This window comes from Nocardia exalbida NBRC 100660, assembly GCF_000308575.1.
In the GTDB taxonomy this organism is placed as follows: Bacteria; Actinomycetota; Actinomycetes; order Mycobacteriales; family Mycobacteriaceae; genus Nocardia; species Nocardia exalbida.
In genome coordinates this window covers 100,263-116,545 of record NZ_BAFZ01000007.1, presented here as the reverse complement: position 1 = coordinate 116,545, position 16,283 = coordinate 100,263, and the positions used below count along the sequence as shown (strand labels likewise).

Sequence of the window (16,283 nt, the reverse complement as noted above, 5' to 3'; positions counted from 1 at the left end):
TCCGGAAAGGACTTTCATCAATGGCCAGTCCGTCCCGATCGCAGCCAGCCGACTCGAGCGCGGCCCGGCCCGCGGCCACGGTCACCACGCTCAGCGAGGACGAGCTGAGTTCGGCGGCTCAGCGTGAACGGCGCAAGCGGATCCTGGACGCGACCTTGGCACTCGCGTCCAAAGGCGGTTACGACGCGGTCCAGATGCGCGCGGTGGCCGAGCGCGCCGACGTCGCCGTCGGCACGCTGTACCGCTACTTCCCGTCCAAGGTGCACCTGCTGGTCTCGGCGCTGTCGCGCGAATTCGAGCAGATCGAAGGCAAACGCAAGCCGCTTGCCGGGCAGTCCCCGCAGGAGCGCATGCACCTGCTGCTCACCCAGATCACCCGGATGATGCAGCGCGACCCCCTGCTCACCGAGGCCATGACCCGGGCGTTCATGTTCGCCGACGCCTCCGCCGCGGCCGAGGTGGACCGCGTGGGCAAGGTGATGGACCGCGTCTTCGCGCGGGCCATGAACGACGGCGAGCCCACCGAACGGCAGCTGGCCATCGCGCGGGTGATCAGCGATGTGTGGTTGTCGAATCTGGTCGCTTGGCTGACTCGGCGCGCCTCGGCCACCGACGTCACCGAACGACTCGAACTGACCGTCGACCTCCTGCTCGGCGAACGCAACCAGTAAGCTCTGTCGGGATCTCTCAGCGCACATCGAGCGAATTCGGCCCCGGCCACCCGCCGGGCCCGAAGACCTCCCCTGTGCTGGGACGAAGCTCACCCGCTCCGATCCCGTCGCCGTTAGCTGGGCAGATCCACCGGACACCGGTTCAGCACCTGCGTTATCGTGCGCACGCGGACCGGCGCGCTTCTGTGCGGCAAATTCAACACAGTATTGTTTTGCCCGCCCCCTGAAAAAATCCTCCGATCACTAGGTTGGATGCGTGAGCGCACAGGATCTGCCACTGGAACTTCGCCGTGCACTGTCGACGGTCGCGCGCGTGCCACGGCTGCTGGTCGCATCGGACTACGACGGGACACTCGCGCCCATCGTGTCCGACCCGGCCAAAGCCTTTCCCCATCGGGAATCGGTGAGCGCGTTACGAGCCCTCGCCGGCCTGACCGGGACCACGGCCGCCGTGATCTCCGGTCGCGCGCTGCGAGATCTCGCGGCGCTGTCCAGACTGCCCGTCGAGGTGCAACTGATCGGCAGCCACGGCTCGGAATTCGACGTGGGCTTCGTGCACGCGATCGACAACGACGCCAAGCATCTGCTCCAAGAGGTGCAGACGGCGCTGAACCAGGTCGCCTCGGACAATCCGGGGGTCACCGTCGAGATCAAGCCGGCCAGCGTCGCGTTGCACGTGCGCAACGCCAGCCCGGAGATCGGTCATCGCGCGCTGTCGCAGGTCCGGCTCGGTCCGGCGTGCTGGTTCGGCGTGCAGGTCACCGAGGGCAAGTCGGTCATCGAACTGGCCGTGGTGCAGACCGACAAGGGCACGGCACTGGACACCGTCCGGCATCAGGCGGGGGCCTCGGCCGCGGTGTTCTTCGGTGACGACGTCACCGACGAGAAGGCGTTCCGGGTGCTGTCGGGTCCCGACGTCGGCATCAAGGTCGGCGAGGGCGAGAGCCTGGCCAAGTTCCGGGTTGACAGCACCGAGGCCGTCGCCTGGGCGCTGGCCTACCTGCTGGAGGAGCGCCGGACCTGGCTGGCCGGCGCGAGCGCGCCGCGCATCGAGCGCCTGACCATGCTGGCCAGCCCGCGTTCGGTCGCGCTGCTCACCCCGGACGCCACGGTCACCTGGTTCTGCCACCCGGAGCCGGATTCCGCCGCGGTGTTCGCCCACCTGCTCGGCGGCCCGCAGGGCGGTCATTTCACCATCGAGCCCGAGCGCCCGGGCCTTCCGCTCTCGCAGCGCTACGTCGACGGCACGATGACCGTCGAAACCCGCTGGGCGAAACTGCAGGTCACCGACTACCTGCCGCACGACGTGGCGTCCAACCGCACCGACCTCACCCGGGTGATCACCGGCGACGCGAGGGCCGTGGTCACCTTCGCCCCCCGGCCCGAGTTCGGCCAGGTGCCGGTGAACCTCGAAGCGCAGGAGGGCGGGCTGCGCGTGCACGGCACCAACGATCCGATCGTGCTGCGCTCCCCCGGCGTGCGGTGGGAGATCGTCTCGGACGGCACCCACGAATCGGCACGGGCCGTGGTCGACCCGTCCAAGGGCCCGATCGTGCTCGAACTACGTTGCGGCACCACCGATCTCGATCCCGCCGCCGCGGGCGAGCCGGAGCGGCGACGGGAAGCCGAGCGGTACTGGTCGGAGTGGGCCTCGAAACTCACGCTGCCGCCGCTGAAGCCCGACCTGATGAAGCGTTCCGCGCTGACCCTGCGCGGCCTGGTGCACGCCCCGTCCGGTTCGATCCTCGCGGCCGCGACCACCTCGCTGCCGGAGGACATCGGCGGCGTGCGCAACTGGGACTACCGCTACTGCTGGCTGCGCGACGCGGCGCTCACCGCGCAGGCGCTGGTCTCGCTCGGCTCGCTCACCGAGGCCGAGGGCTACCTCGGCTGGGTGCACCGGGTGCTGGAGACGTTGCCCGGCCCCGAGCGCCTGCACCCGCTGTACACGCTCTACGGCGAGACGCTGCCGCCGGAGGCCTCGATCGACCAGCTGCCCGGCTACGCGGGCTCGCGCCCGGTGCGCGTCGGCAACGCGGCCAACATGCAGGTGCAGCTGGACGTCTTCGGCCCGATCGTCGACCTCATCGCCACCCTGGCGCACGCCAGGGAGCTGCGGGGCGTCACCGCCGCGGCGGACGTGCTGCCCGACGCCGACTGGGACCTGGTGTGCGCCATGGTCGCGGCGGTGCAGCGGCGCTGGCAGGAGCCCGACCACGGCATCTGGGAGATCCGCGGCAACCCCCGCCACCACGTGTACTCGAAGGTGATGGGCTGGCTGACCGTCGATCGGGCGCTGACCCTGGCGCAGAAATTCGATCGCGAGATCGACCCGGCCTGGCCGGTGCTGCGCGACACCATCGCCGACGAGGTGAAGGCGAAGGGCTGGAACGACGAGGTGCAGTCCTACACCGCGGCCTACGACGGCACCGACCTGGACGCGGCGACCCTGCACATCGGGTTGAGCGGCCTGATCGACCCGTCCGACCCGCGCTTCGCGGCGACCGTCGTGGCGACCGAGGCCGAGCTGCGCAGCGGGTCGACCGTGTACCGGTACCACCACGACGACGGCCTGCCCGGCGGCGAGGGTGGCTTCCACCTGTGCGCGGCCTGGCTGGTCGAGGCGTACCTGCTGATCGGGAAGCGCTCCGACGCCGAGGCGCTGTTCGCCCAGCTGGTCGACGTCGCGGGCCCGACGGGGTTGCTCAGCGAGGAGTACGACCCGGTGGCCGAACGCTCGCTGGGTAACCACCCGCAGGCCTACAGCCATCTCGGTCTGTTGCGCTGTGCGCAGCTGCTCGGCCAGCCGGTGGAGGCCGCGCTGGTCTGACCCGCGCATCGCGCCGAGGGCCCGCGAACGAGGAATCGTTCACGGGCCCTTCGCATTTCGCCGTTTTCGAGGGCTTCGCATCCTAACCTGCGACGATCCCTGCTAGAGTTAAACGGGAACGATTTCCATTATGATCTAGAGCACTGCCAGGAGTACCCCCACGTGAGAACCGGATTTGCCATCACCTCCGTAGGCATCGCCGTGGGGGTCGCCTCCACCCTGACGCTGACCGCCTGCGGCAGCTCGACCGACGACGGACGGCCGTCCGTTGTGGCCTCCACCGACGTGTGGGGCGATATCGCCGCCGCCATCGCGGGCCCCGACGCCACCGTCCGGTCGCTGATCACCGATCCGTCCGCCGACCCGCACTCGCACGAGACCTCCGCCGTCGAGTCGGCCGAACTCAGCGATGCCGACCTCGTGGTCTACAACGGTGGTGGCTACGACGAGTTCGCCGAGAAGGCGGTGGCGGGCACGAACAAGCGCACGGTGGACGCGTTCGCCTCGCGGGTGGACCAGAGCGACAACAACGAGCACGTCTGGTATGACGTGCGCACCGTCGGCGTGGTCGCCCACCGGATCGCCGCCCAGCTCGGCGAACTGGATCCGGACAAGGCCGCGGCCTACGCCGAGCGCGCGACGACGTTCGAGAACGGGCTCGCGGCGGTCACCGCCATCACCGGCGAACTTGCCGCCGAACACCCGAGAACTCCGGTGTTGCAGACCGAGCCCCTCGCGCACTACCTCGTGGCCGCCGCAGGGGCGGACGACCTGACTCCGCACGAGTTCCAGGAAGCCATCGAGCAGGAGACCGACCCGGCGCCCGCGGCCGTCGCGGCGACTCAGGACCTGCTCACCGGTAAGCGGGTCCGCGCGCTGATCTACAACGTGCAGACCGAGGACAAGATCACCAAGGACCTGCGGGGCACCGCGCGGAACGCGGGCGTCGCCGTCGTCGAGGTGACCGAGACCCTGCCCGAGGGCGTGGATTACATTCAGTGGCAGACGAAGAACGCGCAGGCGCTGGCCGCCGCGCTGGGCTGAGCAGATGAACGAGGGAGCCGCGCTGACCGAGCACACCGCCGCGGTGGAACGGCGGCGATCGAACATCGGTGCGGACTCGGCCGCGGTGCGGCTGGCGGCCGCCCGCTTGTCGTTCGGGGACCGAACCCTCTGGGAAGGGCTGGAACTCACCGTCGCACGGGGTGAATTCGTCGCGGTGCTCGGACCGAACGGCTCCGGCAAGACCTCACTGCTGAAAGTGCTGCTGGGCCAGGTCGGCCTGAGTTCCGGCACGGCCCGGATCGCGGGCTCTCCCGCGCGTACCGGCAACCCCGACATCGGCTATGTGCCGCAACAGAAGACGATCGATGCCGGGGTGCAGTTGCGCGGCGTCGACCTCGTCGGACTCGGCGTCGACGGGCATCGCTGGGGCCTGGGTCTGCGCTCCCGCGCCGAACGCAGACGCAAGGTTGCCGCGGCAATCGCCGACGTGGGGGCGGAGCACTTCGCCCACGCGCCGCTGGAATCCATGTCCGGCGGTGAGCAGCAGCGCCTGCGGGTGGCGCAGGCGCTGGTCGGTGATCCGAAGGTGCTGCTGTGCGACGAGCCGTTGCTCAGCCTCGACCTGGCGAACCAGCGACTGGTCGCCGAGCTGATCGATCGCCGCCGGCGCACCCACGACACCGCGGTGCTTTTCGTGACGCACGAGATCAATCCGATCCTGCCGTTGGTGGACCGGGTGCTGTACCTGGTCGACGGACGGTTCCGGATCGGGACGCCGGAGGAAGTGATGACCTCGCCGGTGCTGTCGGAGCTGTACCGCACCCAGGTGGACGTGCTGCGGGTCCGCGGTCGCCTGGTGGTCGTCGGCACCGGCGACACCATGGACGCGCTGGGCACCGCGGGCGGTCACTGTCACGGACCCGCGGGCGACGAGTTCGCACCCGGCGGCGCCGCGCAGGATGGGTCGACGGCGACGAGGGACGCGAACGACTCGGCGAAGAGGGAGCACGCGGACTCGACAGACTCGGCGTCCAACCACACCATTTCCGGCAACGGCAAGAGTTCGGTCGCTACGTCCTCGGCACCCTCCGTGCCAACGGACCTCGTGAACGGCAATGGCGACCAGTCGGCCGCGGACCCCGACGAGAGTGGAGTGCGCCCGTGACCGACAAGCTGTCCAGCGTCCTCGGCAAGATGCTGGACTTCGGTACCACGGCGAATCTGCTGTCCTACGGATTCGTCCAGCAGGCGCTGCTCGCCGCGGCCCTGCTCGGGCTGCTGTCCGGAGTGATCGGCCCGCTGATCATCAGCAGGCAGATGTCGTTCGCCGTGCACGGCACCAGTGAGCTGTCCCTGACCGGGGCCGCCGCCGCGCTGCTGGCCGGTGTGGGGGTCGGCCTGGGGGCCATCGCGGGGTCGGTGGTCGCGGCGGTGTTGTTCGGCCTGCTCGGCACCCGGGCGCGCGAGCGCGATTCGGTGATCGCGGTGGTGCTTTCGTTCGGCCTGGGTCTCTCGGTGCTTTTCCTGTGGCTGGGCCCCGACCGCGCGGGATCGAAGTTCTCGCTGCTGACCGGTCAGGTGGTCAGCGTCGGCAACAACGGCCTCGGCCTGCTCACCGTCTGCACCGCCGGGGTGATCGCGGTCCTCGCGTTCGTCTACCGGCCGCTGCTGTTCGCCAGTTCCGATCCGGAGGTGGCGGTGGCGCGCGGAGTTCCGGTGCGGGCGCTGTCCATCGTGTTCGCCGTGCTGCTCGGTATCACGGCGGCGTTCGGCGTGCAGATCGTCGGTGCGCTGCTGGTCCTCGCCCTGCTGATCACTCCGGCCGCCGCGGCCGCCCAGCTCACCGCGGACCCGATCCGGGCGACGGTGCTCGCCGTGCTGTTCGCGGAGATCGCCGCCGTTGGCGGCATCCTGCTGTCGCTCGCGCCGGGCGTACCCGTCTCCACCTTCGTCACCACCATCTCGTTTCTGATCTACGTCGCCTGCCGCCTGCTCGGCGCCCGCAACCGCAGGCTCGCCCGCGCCCGCTGAGCGACCGCGAACTTTGATGGCAGCCGCCTTCAGTCGTTTCGGGGCGCTTTCGTATGCTCGAGGCACCGCGACCCCGAACGAATGGTGACCAACGATGATCGACTTCGCGATTCCCGCCGACCTCGCCGCCGAACGCGACCGAGTACGCCGATTCGTCATCGACAAGATCGTCCCGTACGAGCGGGACCCGCGCCTGACCGCGCACGGCCCGACCGATGAGCTGCGGCAGGAACTCGTCGAACTCGCCCGCGCCGAGAAGTTGCTCACCGTGCAGGCGCCCGAGTCGCTCGGCGGGCGCGGCCTGACCCACATCGAGCAGGCGGTGATCTACGAGGCGGCGGGCTGGTCGACGCTCGGCCCGGTCGCGATGAACTGCGCGGCGCCCGACGAGGGCAACATGTTCCTGCTGTCCAAGGTGGCCGACCCCGACCAAGTCCAGCGTTTCCTGGCCCCCGTGGTCGCGGGCCACCAGCGTTCGGTCTTCGCCATGACCGAGCCCGACGGGGCGGGCTCCGACCCGGCCCAGCTGTCCACCGCGGCCACCTTCGACGGCGAGAACTTCACCATCAACGGCCGCAAGTGGCTGATCACCGGGGCGAACGGCGCGAAGACCTGGATCATCATGGCGCGGCTCGCCTCGAACCCGCACCTGCCCGAGGGCCCCACGCTGTTCCTGGCCGACGGCGACGAGCCCGGCATCGTCATCGAACGCACGATGAACACGATGGACCGCAATTACGTCGCCGGGCACGGTGTGGTCCGCTTCGACAACCTGGTCCTGCCCAGGGAGGCGTTGCTCGGCGAGGCGGGCCAGGCGCTGCGCTACGCCCAGCTCCGGCTCGCCCCGGCCCGGCTGACCCATTGCATGCGGTGGCTCGGCGCCGCCGAGCGCGCCCAGAGCATCGCGGTCGAGCACGCGCGCACCCGCACCGCGTTCGGCAAGCCGATCGGCGAACACGAGGGCGTGTCGTTCATGCTGGCGGACAACGAGATCGCGCTGCACCAGTGCAGGCTGACCATTTGGCACGCGTGCTGGCTGATGGACAACGGCGAGAAGGCACGGCACGAGAGTTCGATCGCGAAGTCGTTCGTGTCCGAGGAGCTGTTCAAGGTCGCCGACCGGTGCGTGCAGGTGCTCGGCGGCATCGGCATCAGCGACGAGACCGTGGTCGAGATGATCTTCCGGGACATGCGTGCCTTCCGGCTCTACGACGGCCCGACCGAGGTGCACAAGTACGCCATCGGGCGCAAGGTGCTGCGCGGATAGCCGAGGACTTTCGGCCCCGGGTCAGCTCCGCGTCCGTCGGCTAACATCCTGTGGCATGAGTTCGGAACTGCACGTCGACGTCTCTCAGGGCGTCGCCGTGCTCACGCTCAACCGGCCCGCCCAGCAGAATGCCTTCACCCCCACGATGGCCGCCGAATTGGGCGCCGCGTTGCGGCGCTGCGATTCGGAAGACGCCATCCGTGCCGTGATCGTCACCGGCACCCCGCCCGCGTTCTGCGCGGGCGCGGACCTATCCAACCGGGTGGGCGAGGTCAGCGCCACCATCGATCCGCCGCCGTGGCGAGTGCGCAAACCGGTGATCGCGGCCGTGAACGGTCACGCGGTCGGCATCGGCCTCGCCTTGGCCCTGCAATGCGACCTGCGGTACATGGCGCGCGACGCGGTGTACGGGCTGAACCAGGTGCGCCGCGGCGTCCTGGCCGACGGTTACGCGCACTGGACACTACCCAGGCTGGTCGGCATGGCCAACGCCGCCGACATCATGCTGACCGGGCGCACGTTCGACGGTGACGAGGCGAAGGCGATGGGCCTGGCCAACAGCTCACTGCCCGCGGGCGAGGTGCTACCCACCGCGCTGGCCGTCGCGCACGACATCGCGAACGGCTCGGCGCCGCTACCGGTGGCCCTGTCCAAGCGGCTGCTCTGGGAAGGGCTCGGGATGACCCCGGCCGTGGTCGGTCAACTGGAAACCGACCTCAACCAGCACGCGACCAAGAGCATCGACGGCGGCGAGGCCATGGCCGCGTTCCGAGACCGCAGGCAGCCCAGCTGGTCGGGCAGCGTCAGCACGGAATGGCCCGCGTGGGACGCCGCGGGACGCGAACGCCCCAGTTTGGATTAGGTCCGCCGACGACAGCGCTTCAGCCGCTCCGCCGGCCTGCGTACCAACCCGAGCCCGGAGAGGTGGACAGGCTCCGTCCGGCGGCACCGCTCAAGCGTTACCGCCGAGCAGGATGAACAGGAACAGCACCGCGAAGATGATCATGAATACGGTGCCGACGACGCCGAGGATATAGCCGACCAGCACCTGGGTGCGGCCACCGTACGCGCCACCGGATTCCTCGATCTGGTCGAGCGCGCGCCGTCCAAGCGCCCACGCCACCGGCCCCAGCACCCCGCAGCAGAGGACGCTCGCCGCGCCGAGAAACAACACCGCCGTCGCGTTCGGATGCTCGACCGGCTGACCGATGGGCTGATTGGGTATCACCACCAGCCGAATTCTACTGTGCCGTGCCGCCTCTCCGTGTTCTTAAGCCGTACGCGTCGGGGCTCGCGAGAATTCGGGGCGACTCTTGCGTTCGGTGACGCGCACGCCGGGGCGGACCCTGGGAGTTGGCCACGCCCTTGCGAGATCAGTTGGTGCGCTTTGTCTTTCCAACGAGATCGTGGCCTCGGACGGCAGGCTGGGTATCGACGGCAAGTTGTCCGTCGAATACGCACAGCCCCAGCACGCGGATGCCCGATCGAGCGACCGGCGGAAACGATCAGGCGCGGCGTTGCCGGGCGACTTCGGAGAGCACCACGCCGGCGGCGACCGACGCGTTCAGCGATTCCACCGGGCCGGCCATCGGGATCGACAAGATCGCGTCACAGGTTTCCCGGACCAGGCGGGACAGGCCCTTGCCCTCCGAGCCGACCACGATCACGGTCGGATCACCGCCGTCGAAGTCGTCGAGCGTGGTGTCGCCCCCGGCATCCAAGCCGACGATCTGAACACCCTGCGACGCCCAATCCTTCAGCGTGCGGGTGAGATTCGTCGCGCGCGCGACCGGAAGCCGAGCGGCGGCGCCCGCGCTGGTACGCCAGGCCACCGCGGTGACGCTCGCGCTGCGCCGCTGCGGGATCAGTACGCCGTGGCCGCCGAAGGCCGCCACGGAACGGATGACCGCGCCCAGATTGCGCGGATCGGAGATGTTGTCCAGCGCGACCAGCAGCGCGGGCTCGGCGGCGCCGCGTGCCCGGTCGAGCAGGTCGTCGGGATGGGCGTAGCGGTACGGCGGCACCTGGAGGGCGACACCCTGGTGCAATCCATTGGCGCTCAACCGATCCAGGTCGGTGCGCGGTACCTCGAGGATGGAGATGCCCGTGTCGGCGGCCATCCGCACGCTCTCGGTCAACCGGTCGTCGTTCTCGGTGCCGACCGCGACGTACAGCGCCGTCGCGGGCACACCCGCACGCAGGCACTCGACCACCGGATTGCGCCCGAGCACCAATTCGGGGCCGTCGTCGCTCTTGCGTCCGGCGGGCCGGCCCGCCGCGGACGAACGCCCCTGCGCCGCTTTGGCTTTCGCGGTCGCCCGCTTGGCGGCGGGATGCTTGGTCCGCATCTCGGCGGGCGGGGTCGCGCCACGTCCCTCGAGCCCGCGCCTGCGCTTGCCACCAGAGCCGACGACGGCGCCCTTCTTGCTGCCGCTCTTGCGAACCGCGCCCCGACGCTGCGAATTGCCTGCCATTACTCGGCCTTTCCGGATTGCGGTTCGCCGAGCGCCCATTCGGGACCGTCGGCGGTGTCGGTGACCTCGATGCCCGCGGCCTGCAGACGGTCGCGCACGCCGTCGGCGGTCGCCCAGTCCTTCGTGGCCCGCGCCTCCTGGCGGCGGTCGAGTTCGGCACGCACCAGCACGTCGAGAGCGCCGAGCGCGGCGGAGGAATCGCTCGGGGCATACCAGTGCGGGTCGAGCGGGTCGACGCCGAGCACGCCCAGCATGGCACGCACCTGGCTCGCCAGGTCGCGCGCGGAGTCGATCGCGCCGACCTCCAGCGCCTTGTTGCCCTCGTGCACCGCCCGGTGGATCTCCGCCAGCGCCTTGGGCACCGCGAGATCGTCGTCGAGGGCGGCGGCGAACGCGTCGGTCCACTTGCCGACCGGAATCTCACCGGCCCGGTCCACCACCCGGGTCACGAAGGCCTCGATGCGCTGATAGGACTGCGCCGCGTCGTGCAGCGCCTTCTCCGAGTACTCCAGCATCGAGCGGTAGTGCGCGCTGCCCAGGTAGAACCGCAGTTCCACGGCACGCACCTGTTTGAGCACATTCGGCACGGACAGCACGTTGCCCAGCGACTTGGACATCTTCTCCCCGCCCATGGTCACCCAGCCGTTGTGCAGCCAGTACCTGGCGAAGCCGTCACCGGCCGCCTTCGACTGGGCGATCTCGTTCTCGTGGTGCGGGAACACCAGATCCATACCGCCGCAATGGATGTCGAATTCCGGGCCGAGGTAGAACTCGGCCATCGCCGAGCACTCCAAGTGCCAACCGGGACGGCCGGGCCCCCACGGCGACGGCCAGGTCGGCTCGCCCGGCTTGGCCGCCTTCCACAGGGTGAAGTCGCGCGGGTCGCGCTTGCCCTCGCCCGCGCTCTCACCCTGGTGCACGTCGTCGAGCTTGTGGCCGGACAGCTTGCCGTAGTCCGGATAGCTGACCACGTCGAAGTAGACGTTGCCCGCCGAGGCGTAGGCGTGACCGCGGTCGATCAACCGCTGCATCATGTCGACCATCTGCGTGATGTGGCCGGTGGCGCGGGGCTCCGCGGACGGCGGCAGCACACCGAGTCGTTCGTAGGCGCGGTCGAAGGCACGCTCGTGCGTGGCGGCCCACTCCCACCACGGCCTGCCCGCCTCGGCGGCCTTGGTCAGGATCTTGTCCTCGATGTCGGTGACGTTGCGGATGAACCAGACGTCGAAGTCGTGCGCCAGCAACCAGCGTCGCAGTACGTCGAACGCGACTCCGCTGCGCACATGGCCGATGTGCGGCTCACCTTGCACGGTGGCGCCACAGAGGTACACCGAAGCACGGCCGGGGACCAGGGGCGCGAAATCGCGCATGGTCCGCGTGTCGGTGTCAAAGAGGCGCAGGGTCACGGCAGTCGATCCTAGCTGGTGTATAAGGTCGTTCACGGACCGGCTCGGGTCCGCCGGAGCAGGATCACCGACAAGCTTGCAGCAGCGCCGTCGCGACGGCGGCGACACCCTCGCCGCGACCGGTCAGGCCGAGTCCGTCGGTGGTGGTGCCGGACACCGACACGGGGGCATCGAGCAACTCGCCGAGCACCTGCTGCGCCTCGGCGCGCCGCGGCCCGATCTTCGGGCGATTGCCGATCACCTGCACCGCGGCGTTGACCACTTCGAAGCCCGCTTCGTCCAGTAGCCTGCGCACTTCCTTCAGCATGGCCGCACCGGAGACACCCGACCATTCCGGGCGTCCGGTGCCGAAGACCGCGCCGACATCGCCGAGGCCCGCCGCGGACAGCAGCGCGTCGCACAGCGCGTGCGCGGCGACGTCGCCGTCGGAGTGACCCGCGCAGCCGTCGTCGCCGTCGAACAGCAGACCGGCCATCCAGCACGGCCTGCCCGCTTCGATCGGATGGACGTCGCTGCCGATGCCGACGCGCATGGTCACGGCACCACCGCCCGTCCGATGCCCGCGCCGTCGAGTACCGCGTCGGCGAGCCGGAGGTCGAGCGGAGTGGTGATCTTGAACGCCAGCGGATCGCCGGGAATGGTGTGCACGCCGACGCCGAGCCGCTCGACCAGCCCCGCGTCGTCGGTCGCCTGGATGCCCTCGGTGGCGTAGGCGGAGCGCAGCAGATCGGCCGCGAAACCCTGCGGTGTCTGGATGGCGCGCAACCCGGCGCGCTGGGGAGTGCCGGTCACCGCGCCCGCCGCGTCGACCGACTTGATGGTGTCGGTCACCGGAAGTCCGGGAACCACGGCGGGACGGCCCGCGCGCAGTTCCGCCGTAACCCGGGCGATGAGCTCGGGTGGCGTGAGCGCTCGGGCGGCGTCATGGACCAGGAAGTAGGCGGCGTCGGGCGCCGCGGCGATACCCGCCCGCACCGAGTCGATGCGTTCGGCGCCACCGACGACCACCTGAACCGAACCCGTGGGCGGCAGCAGGGCAACGGCGCTGTCGACGAGTTCGGTGGGAACCATCACGATGATCCGGTCGACCGCGCCGGAGGCGATCAATCCTTCGACGGCGAGCCGGACCATAGGTGTGCCGCCGACCGGGACGAACGCCTTGGGTGTCGATTCACCCAGACGCACGCCACGGCCGGCGGCAGGCACCAAAGCAACGACGGGTCCGTCGGTGGGACGGACACCGTTGTCAGGTGTGTTCACGGTCAGGAAGCCGCTGCGAGGACCTCATCGAGCAGGGTCTCGGCCTTGCCGTCATCGGTTCCTTCGGCCAGCGCGAGCTCACCGACAAGGATCTGCCGAGCCTTGGCGAGCATGCGCTTCTCACCCGCGGACAGCCCGCGGTCCTGCTCCCGGCGCCACAGATCGCGGACGACCTCGGCCACCTTGTTCACATCGCCGGAGGCGAGCTTCTCGAGGTTGGCCTTGTAGCGGCGGGACCAGTTGGTCGGCTCCTCCGTATGCGGCGCACGAAGCACCTGGAAGACCCGATCGAGACCCTCCTGACCCACGACGTCACGCACGCCGACGTATTCGGCGTTCTCCGCGGGAACCCGAACAGTGAGATCGCCTTGGGCGACCTTCAGGACCAGATACTCTTTTTGCTCACCCTTGATGGTGCGAGTCTCGATTGCTTCGATCAACGCCGCTCCGTGGTGGGGGTAAACGACGGTGTCTCCGACCTTAAAAATCATGTGTCCCGTGCCCCTTTCGATGTTCACAGTTTAACATGCGACTCGATAACGGCGCGATCAACTGTGCAGGTCAGGGCCACAACGAGGCGACCGTGGGGCTTGACAGATGCCAGGTGGTGTGCATTACGTTGTGCCAGAAGGGGTTATCTCCCGGCTCGTTCGGCGCCGCTCGCCTCCCGCGCGCCGGCACCTTCGCGGCAACCATCCGAAGCTCGACCGAACCGTTATCGAAGTACCGGGTGTCGGCACGGACGTGTCGTGGCCCGCTTCACACCGCGCGTGCGCGTGTCGCGCGGGACTCCCGCGTTTGTCCCAGCCCCCGCGCCCGGTCCACCGAGGGAACTACTACGCTGCCTAGTTACTACGCTCCCGCGCGGAGCAGAGCCCGGTCGACATGGAGGGACAACCCGTGACTGCCCTGAAAGCTGTGACCGCCCCGAAGGGGGCGCGACGTCGCATGGTGACGGTTGCCGCACTCGCCGCCGGAGCGGCGATCGCGCTGTCCGGCTGCGGCGCGGGCCAGATCTCGCAGACCGCGGAGCAGGTCGCCGCCGTGAACGGCAACCACGCCGACGTCGGCCGCATCGCGCTGCGCAACGTGCACATCGTGTACCCGGGCGAAGGCACCGCCTACAACAACGCCAAGGGCGGCAAGGCGCTCATCGCCCTGTCGATCGTCAACAACAGCGAGTCCGTCCCCGACGAGCTCACCAGCATCACCACCGACCTGGGCACCGTCAAGATCACCCCGGCCTCCGGCGAGTCCGTCGTCGAGCTCGCGCCGCAGCAGACGGTCGTCGCGGCTGACCAGCCGGTCAAGCACGAGTCCACGCCCAGCAGCAGCGCCGCGCCCACCACGAGCGCCGCGGCCCCCACCTCCGCGCCGCGCTCCGCCGCGCCGACCACCTCCGCCGATTCGCACGGCGCGGGCGAGCACGGCTCCCAGCCCGCCGCCACCGACCCCGAGGCCAACCCGGTCCTGATCGAGATCACCGGCCTGACCAGGGACGTCACCCCCGGCCTCACCTACAACGTCTCGTTCAACTTCAAGCAGAACGGCACCGTCCAGGTCCAGGTCCCGGTCGACGCTGGCCTGCACACCGAGCGCCACGAGTCCGACAAGTCCGGCCCGGCCGAAGCCGAGCACACCGGCGGTCACTGAGTCGAATAGCAGCGACTTCGTCGCCACAAAGGGGCCGCGAACACCCAGCGCCGCAGGCGCTGGAAAAACAAACACTGTGGTGCGTATGGTGCCCCTGTGGCAAAGACCAAGCCGACCTTCCGGTGCTCCGCCTGTTCGCACGAAGTCGCCAAATGGGTGGGCAAGTGCCCGGAGTGCGGGGCTTGGGGCACGGTCGATGAAGTAGTCGTCGGGGCGGGGGCGGTCGGTTCTCCAGGGCGGAAAGCGATGTTGCCCAGCACCGCGGCCGCGCCGATTTCGCAGATCGACTCCAAGGTCACCCGAGCACGGCCGACGGGCGTGAGCGAGCTGGACCGGGTGCTCGGCGGCGGGGTGGTGCCCGGCTCGGTGGTGTTGCTCTCCGGTGAGCCGGGAGTGGGCAAGTCGACGCTGCTGCTCGAGGTGGCGCATCGCTGGGCGGCCGAGCACGGCGAGAAGTCGCTGTACGTCACCGCGGAGGAGTCGGCGGGGCAGGTGCGGTTGCGGGCCGATCGCACCGGCGCGGTGCACGACCGGGTCTATCTGGCGTCGGAATCGGATCTGTCGATCGTGCTCGGGCATGTCGAGCAGGTGCGACCGACGCTGCTGGTCGTCGACTCGGTGCAGACCATGCTCGCTCCGGAGGTGGACGGCGTCACCGGCGGAGTCACCCAGGTACGCGAGGTGACCGCCGCGCTGACCTCGCTGGCCAAGACGAGCGGGATCGCAGTGCTGCTGGTGGGGCATGTCACCAAGGACGGCAACGTCGCGGGCCCGCGCACGCTCGAGCACCTGGTCGACGTGGTCCTGCAATTCGAGGGCGACAAGAACTCCACACTGCGCATGGTGCGCGGCATCAAGAACCGCTTCGGCAGCGCCGACGAGGTGGGCTGCTTCGAACTGCACGAGGACGGCATCGCCTGCGTCGACGACCCGTCCGGCCTGTTCCTGCACCACCGCACCGATTCCGTGCCCGGCACGGCGGTGACCGTCGCGATGGACGGCAAACGCCCGCTGGTCGGCGAAGTGCAGGGCCTGACCGTGAAGACCGAGATTCCGCAGCCGCGCCGCGCGGTGAGCGGCCTGGACTACAACCGGGTCGCCATGGTGCTGGCCGTCCTACAGAGCCGTGGCCGGGTGTTCCTCGGCAAGAGCGACGTGTACGCCGCGACGGTCGGCGGCATGCGCTTGGTCGAGCCTTCCGCCGACCTGGCCATCGCGCTCGCCATCGCCAGCGCCGACTCCGACGTCCCGATCCCACCGGGCTGGGTGATCCTCGGCGAGGTCGGCCTCGCGGGCGAGGTGCGCAAAGTGACCGGCCTCAACCGCAGGCTGGCCGAGGCCGAACGCCTCGGCTTCACCACCGCCCTGGTGCCGCCCGGCCTCGCGCCGGTGCAGAGCGCCATGAAGATCTACGAGGTCACCGACCTCCGCTCCGCCATCCGCATAGCGGGCCTGCGCAAGCTGCGCGCCGCGGTCCCCGAGGAAGCCGCCGGCTGATCCCGACGGCCGCTGAGCCCGCGCCACGCGCGACCGAATGGCGGTAGCACAAGCGGCGAGCACCCATACCCGGCTCTCCAAGCGCACCTCGACTCCCGGTTTCGAGCGAAGCGAGACCGAGCATGTTCCGTTCGCGGCCCGGCTCGCGTTTGCGCGGCCGTCGCGTAGGCGACGAAGGAGCAAGCGGCG

14 protein-coding genes and 1 pseudogene are annotated in these 16,283 nt (G+C 69.6%); 9 read left to right on the top strand and 6 right to left on the bottom strand.

Features of this window, described 5'->3' with window-relative positions; all coding sequences use genetic code 11:
* Positions 1-20: 20 nt before the first annotated feature.
* From kstR to ON29_RS03025, 7 genes and pseudogenes are all read left to right on the top strand, one after another.
* Entirely contained in the window at positions 21-671 is a 651-nt protein-coding gene (gene kstR, locus ON29_RS03055; protein WP_040864563.1) for a cholesterol catabolism transcriptional regulator KstR, read from the top strand.
* A 256-nt stretch (positions 672-927) separates the two neighbouring features.
* The gene (gene otsB, locus ON29_RS03050) at positions 928-3,501 is read left to right on the top strand and encodes a trehalose-phosphatase (protein ID WP_040864562.1); all 2,574 of its coding nucleotides are present in this window, start codon (positions 928-930) and stop codon (positions 3,499-3,501) included.
* A gap of 162 nt (positions 3,502-3,663) precedes the next feature.
* Positions 3,664-4,545 carry a metal ABC transporter solute-binding protein, Zn/Mn family gene (locus ON29_RS03045; protein WP_051174820.1) on the top strand — a complete coding sequence of 294 codons (882 nt, stop codon included), beginning with the start codon at positions 3,664-3,666 and terminating at the stop codon, positions 4,543-4,545.
* A gap of 4 nt (positions 4,546-4,549) precedes the next feature.
* Positions 4,550-5,413, top strand: a pseudogene (locus ON29_RS03040) (metal ABC transporter ATP-binding protein); the annotation flags it as partial.
* 287 nt (positions 5,414-5,700) lie between these two features.
* A complete protein-coding gene (locus ON29_RS03035) occupies positions 5,701-6,537 on the top strand; it encodes a metal ABC transporter permease (protein WP_373283845.1) in 837 nt (278 codons plus the stop codon).
* A gap of 94 nt (positions 6,538-6,631) precedes the next feature.
* Positions 6,632-7,804, top strand: a complete 1,173-nt coding sequence (locus tag ON29_RS03030) for an acyl-CoA dehydrogenase family protein (RefSeq protein WP_040864560.1) — start codon at positions 6,632-6,634, stop codon at positions 7,802-7,804.
* A gap of 55 nt (positions 7,805-7,859) precedes the next feature.
* Positions 7,860-8,666 (top strand): enoyl-CoA hydratase/isomerase family protein, encoded by an 807-nt coding sequence (locus ON29_RS03025; protein WP_040864559.1) that lies wholly within the window; start codon positions 7,860-7,862, stop codon positions 8,664-8,666.
* A 90-nt stretch (positions 8,667-8,756) separates the two neighbouring features.
* On the opposite strand, the gene ON29_RS03020 is transcribed toward ON29_RS03025, so the two are convergent.
* The 6 genes from ON29_RS03020 to carD all read right to left on the bottom strand — a co-directional run bounded on the left by ON29_RS03020 (position 8,757) and on the right by carD (position 13,435).
* A complete protein-coding gene (locus tag ON29_RS03020; protein ID WP_040864558.1) occupies positions 8,757-9,035 on the bottom strand; it encodes a DUF4190 domain-containing protein in 279 nt (92 codons plus the stop codon).
* Between the two features lie 274 nt (positions 9,036-9,309).
* Entirely contained in the window at positions 9,310-10,278 is a 969-nt protein-coding gene (rlmB, locus tag ON29_RS03015) for a 23S rRNA (guanosine(2251)-2'-O)-methyltransferase RlmB (RefSeq protein ID WP_040864557.1), read from the bottom strand.
* Positions 10,278-11,684: a cysteine--tRNA ligase gene (gene cysS / locus ON29_RS03010; RefSeq protein ID WP_040864556.1), complete on the bottom strand. Its 1,407-nt coding sequence runs from the start codon at positions 11,682-11,684 to the stop codon at positions 10,278-10,280. Before cysS ends, rlmB begins: the two co-directional genes overlap by 1 nt.
* 64 nt (positions 11,685-11,748) lie before the next feature.
* The gene (gene ispF, locus ON29_RS03005) at positions 11,749-12,216 is read right to left on the bottom strand and encodes a 2-C-methyl-D-erythritol 2,4-cyclodiphosphate synthase (RefSeq protein WP_040864555.1); all 468 of its coding nucleotides are present in this window, start codon (positions 12,214-12,216) and stop codon (positions 11,749-11,751) included.
* Between the two features lie 2 nt (positions 12,217-12,218).
* Positions 12,219-12,944: a 2-C-methyl-D-erythritol 4-phosphate cytidylyltransferase gene (gene ispD, locus ON29_RS03000; RefSeq protein ID WP_083863200.1), complete on the bottom strand. Its 726-nt coding sequence runs from the start codon at positions 12,942-12,944 to the stop codon at positions 12,219-12,221.
* Positions 12,945-12,946: 2 nt separating this feature from the next.
* Positions 12,947-13,435: an RNA polymerase-binding transcription factor CarD gene (carD, locus tag ON29_RS02995; RefSeq protein ID WP_011206964.1), complete on the bottom strand. Its 489-nt coding sequence runs from the start codon at positions 13,433-13,435 to the stop codon at positions 12,947-12,949.
* Positions 13,436-13,844: 409 nt separating this feature from the next.
* Here carD and ON29_RS02990 point away from each other — a divergent pair, with 409 nt between their 5' ends.
* Both ON29_RS02990 and radA read left to right on the top strand, forming a co-directional pair.
* Positions 13,845-14,597 carry a copper chaperone PCu(A)C domain-containing protein gene (locus ON29_RS02990; RefSeq protein ID WP_444543618.1) on the top strand — a complete coding sequence of 251 codons (753 nt, stop codon included), beginning with the start codon at positions 13,845-13,847 and terminating at the stop codon, positions 14,595-14,597.
* Between the two features lie 96 nt (positions 14,598-14,693).
* Entirely contained in the window at positions 14,694-16,094 is a 1,401-nt protein-coding gene (gene radA, locus ON29_RS02985; RefSeq protein WP_040864553.1) for a DNA repair protein RadA, read from the top strand.
* Positions 16,095-16,283: the final 189 nt, after the last annotated feature.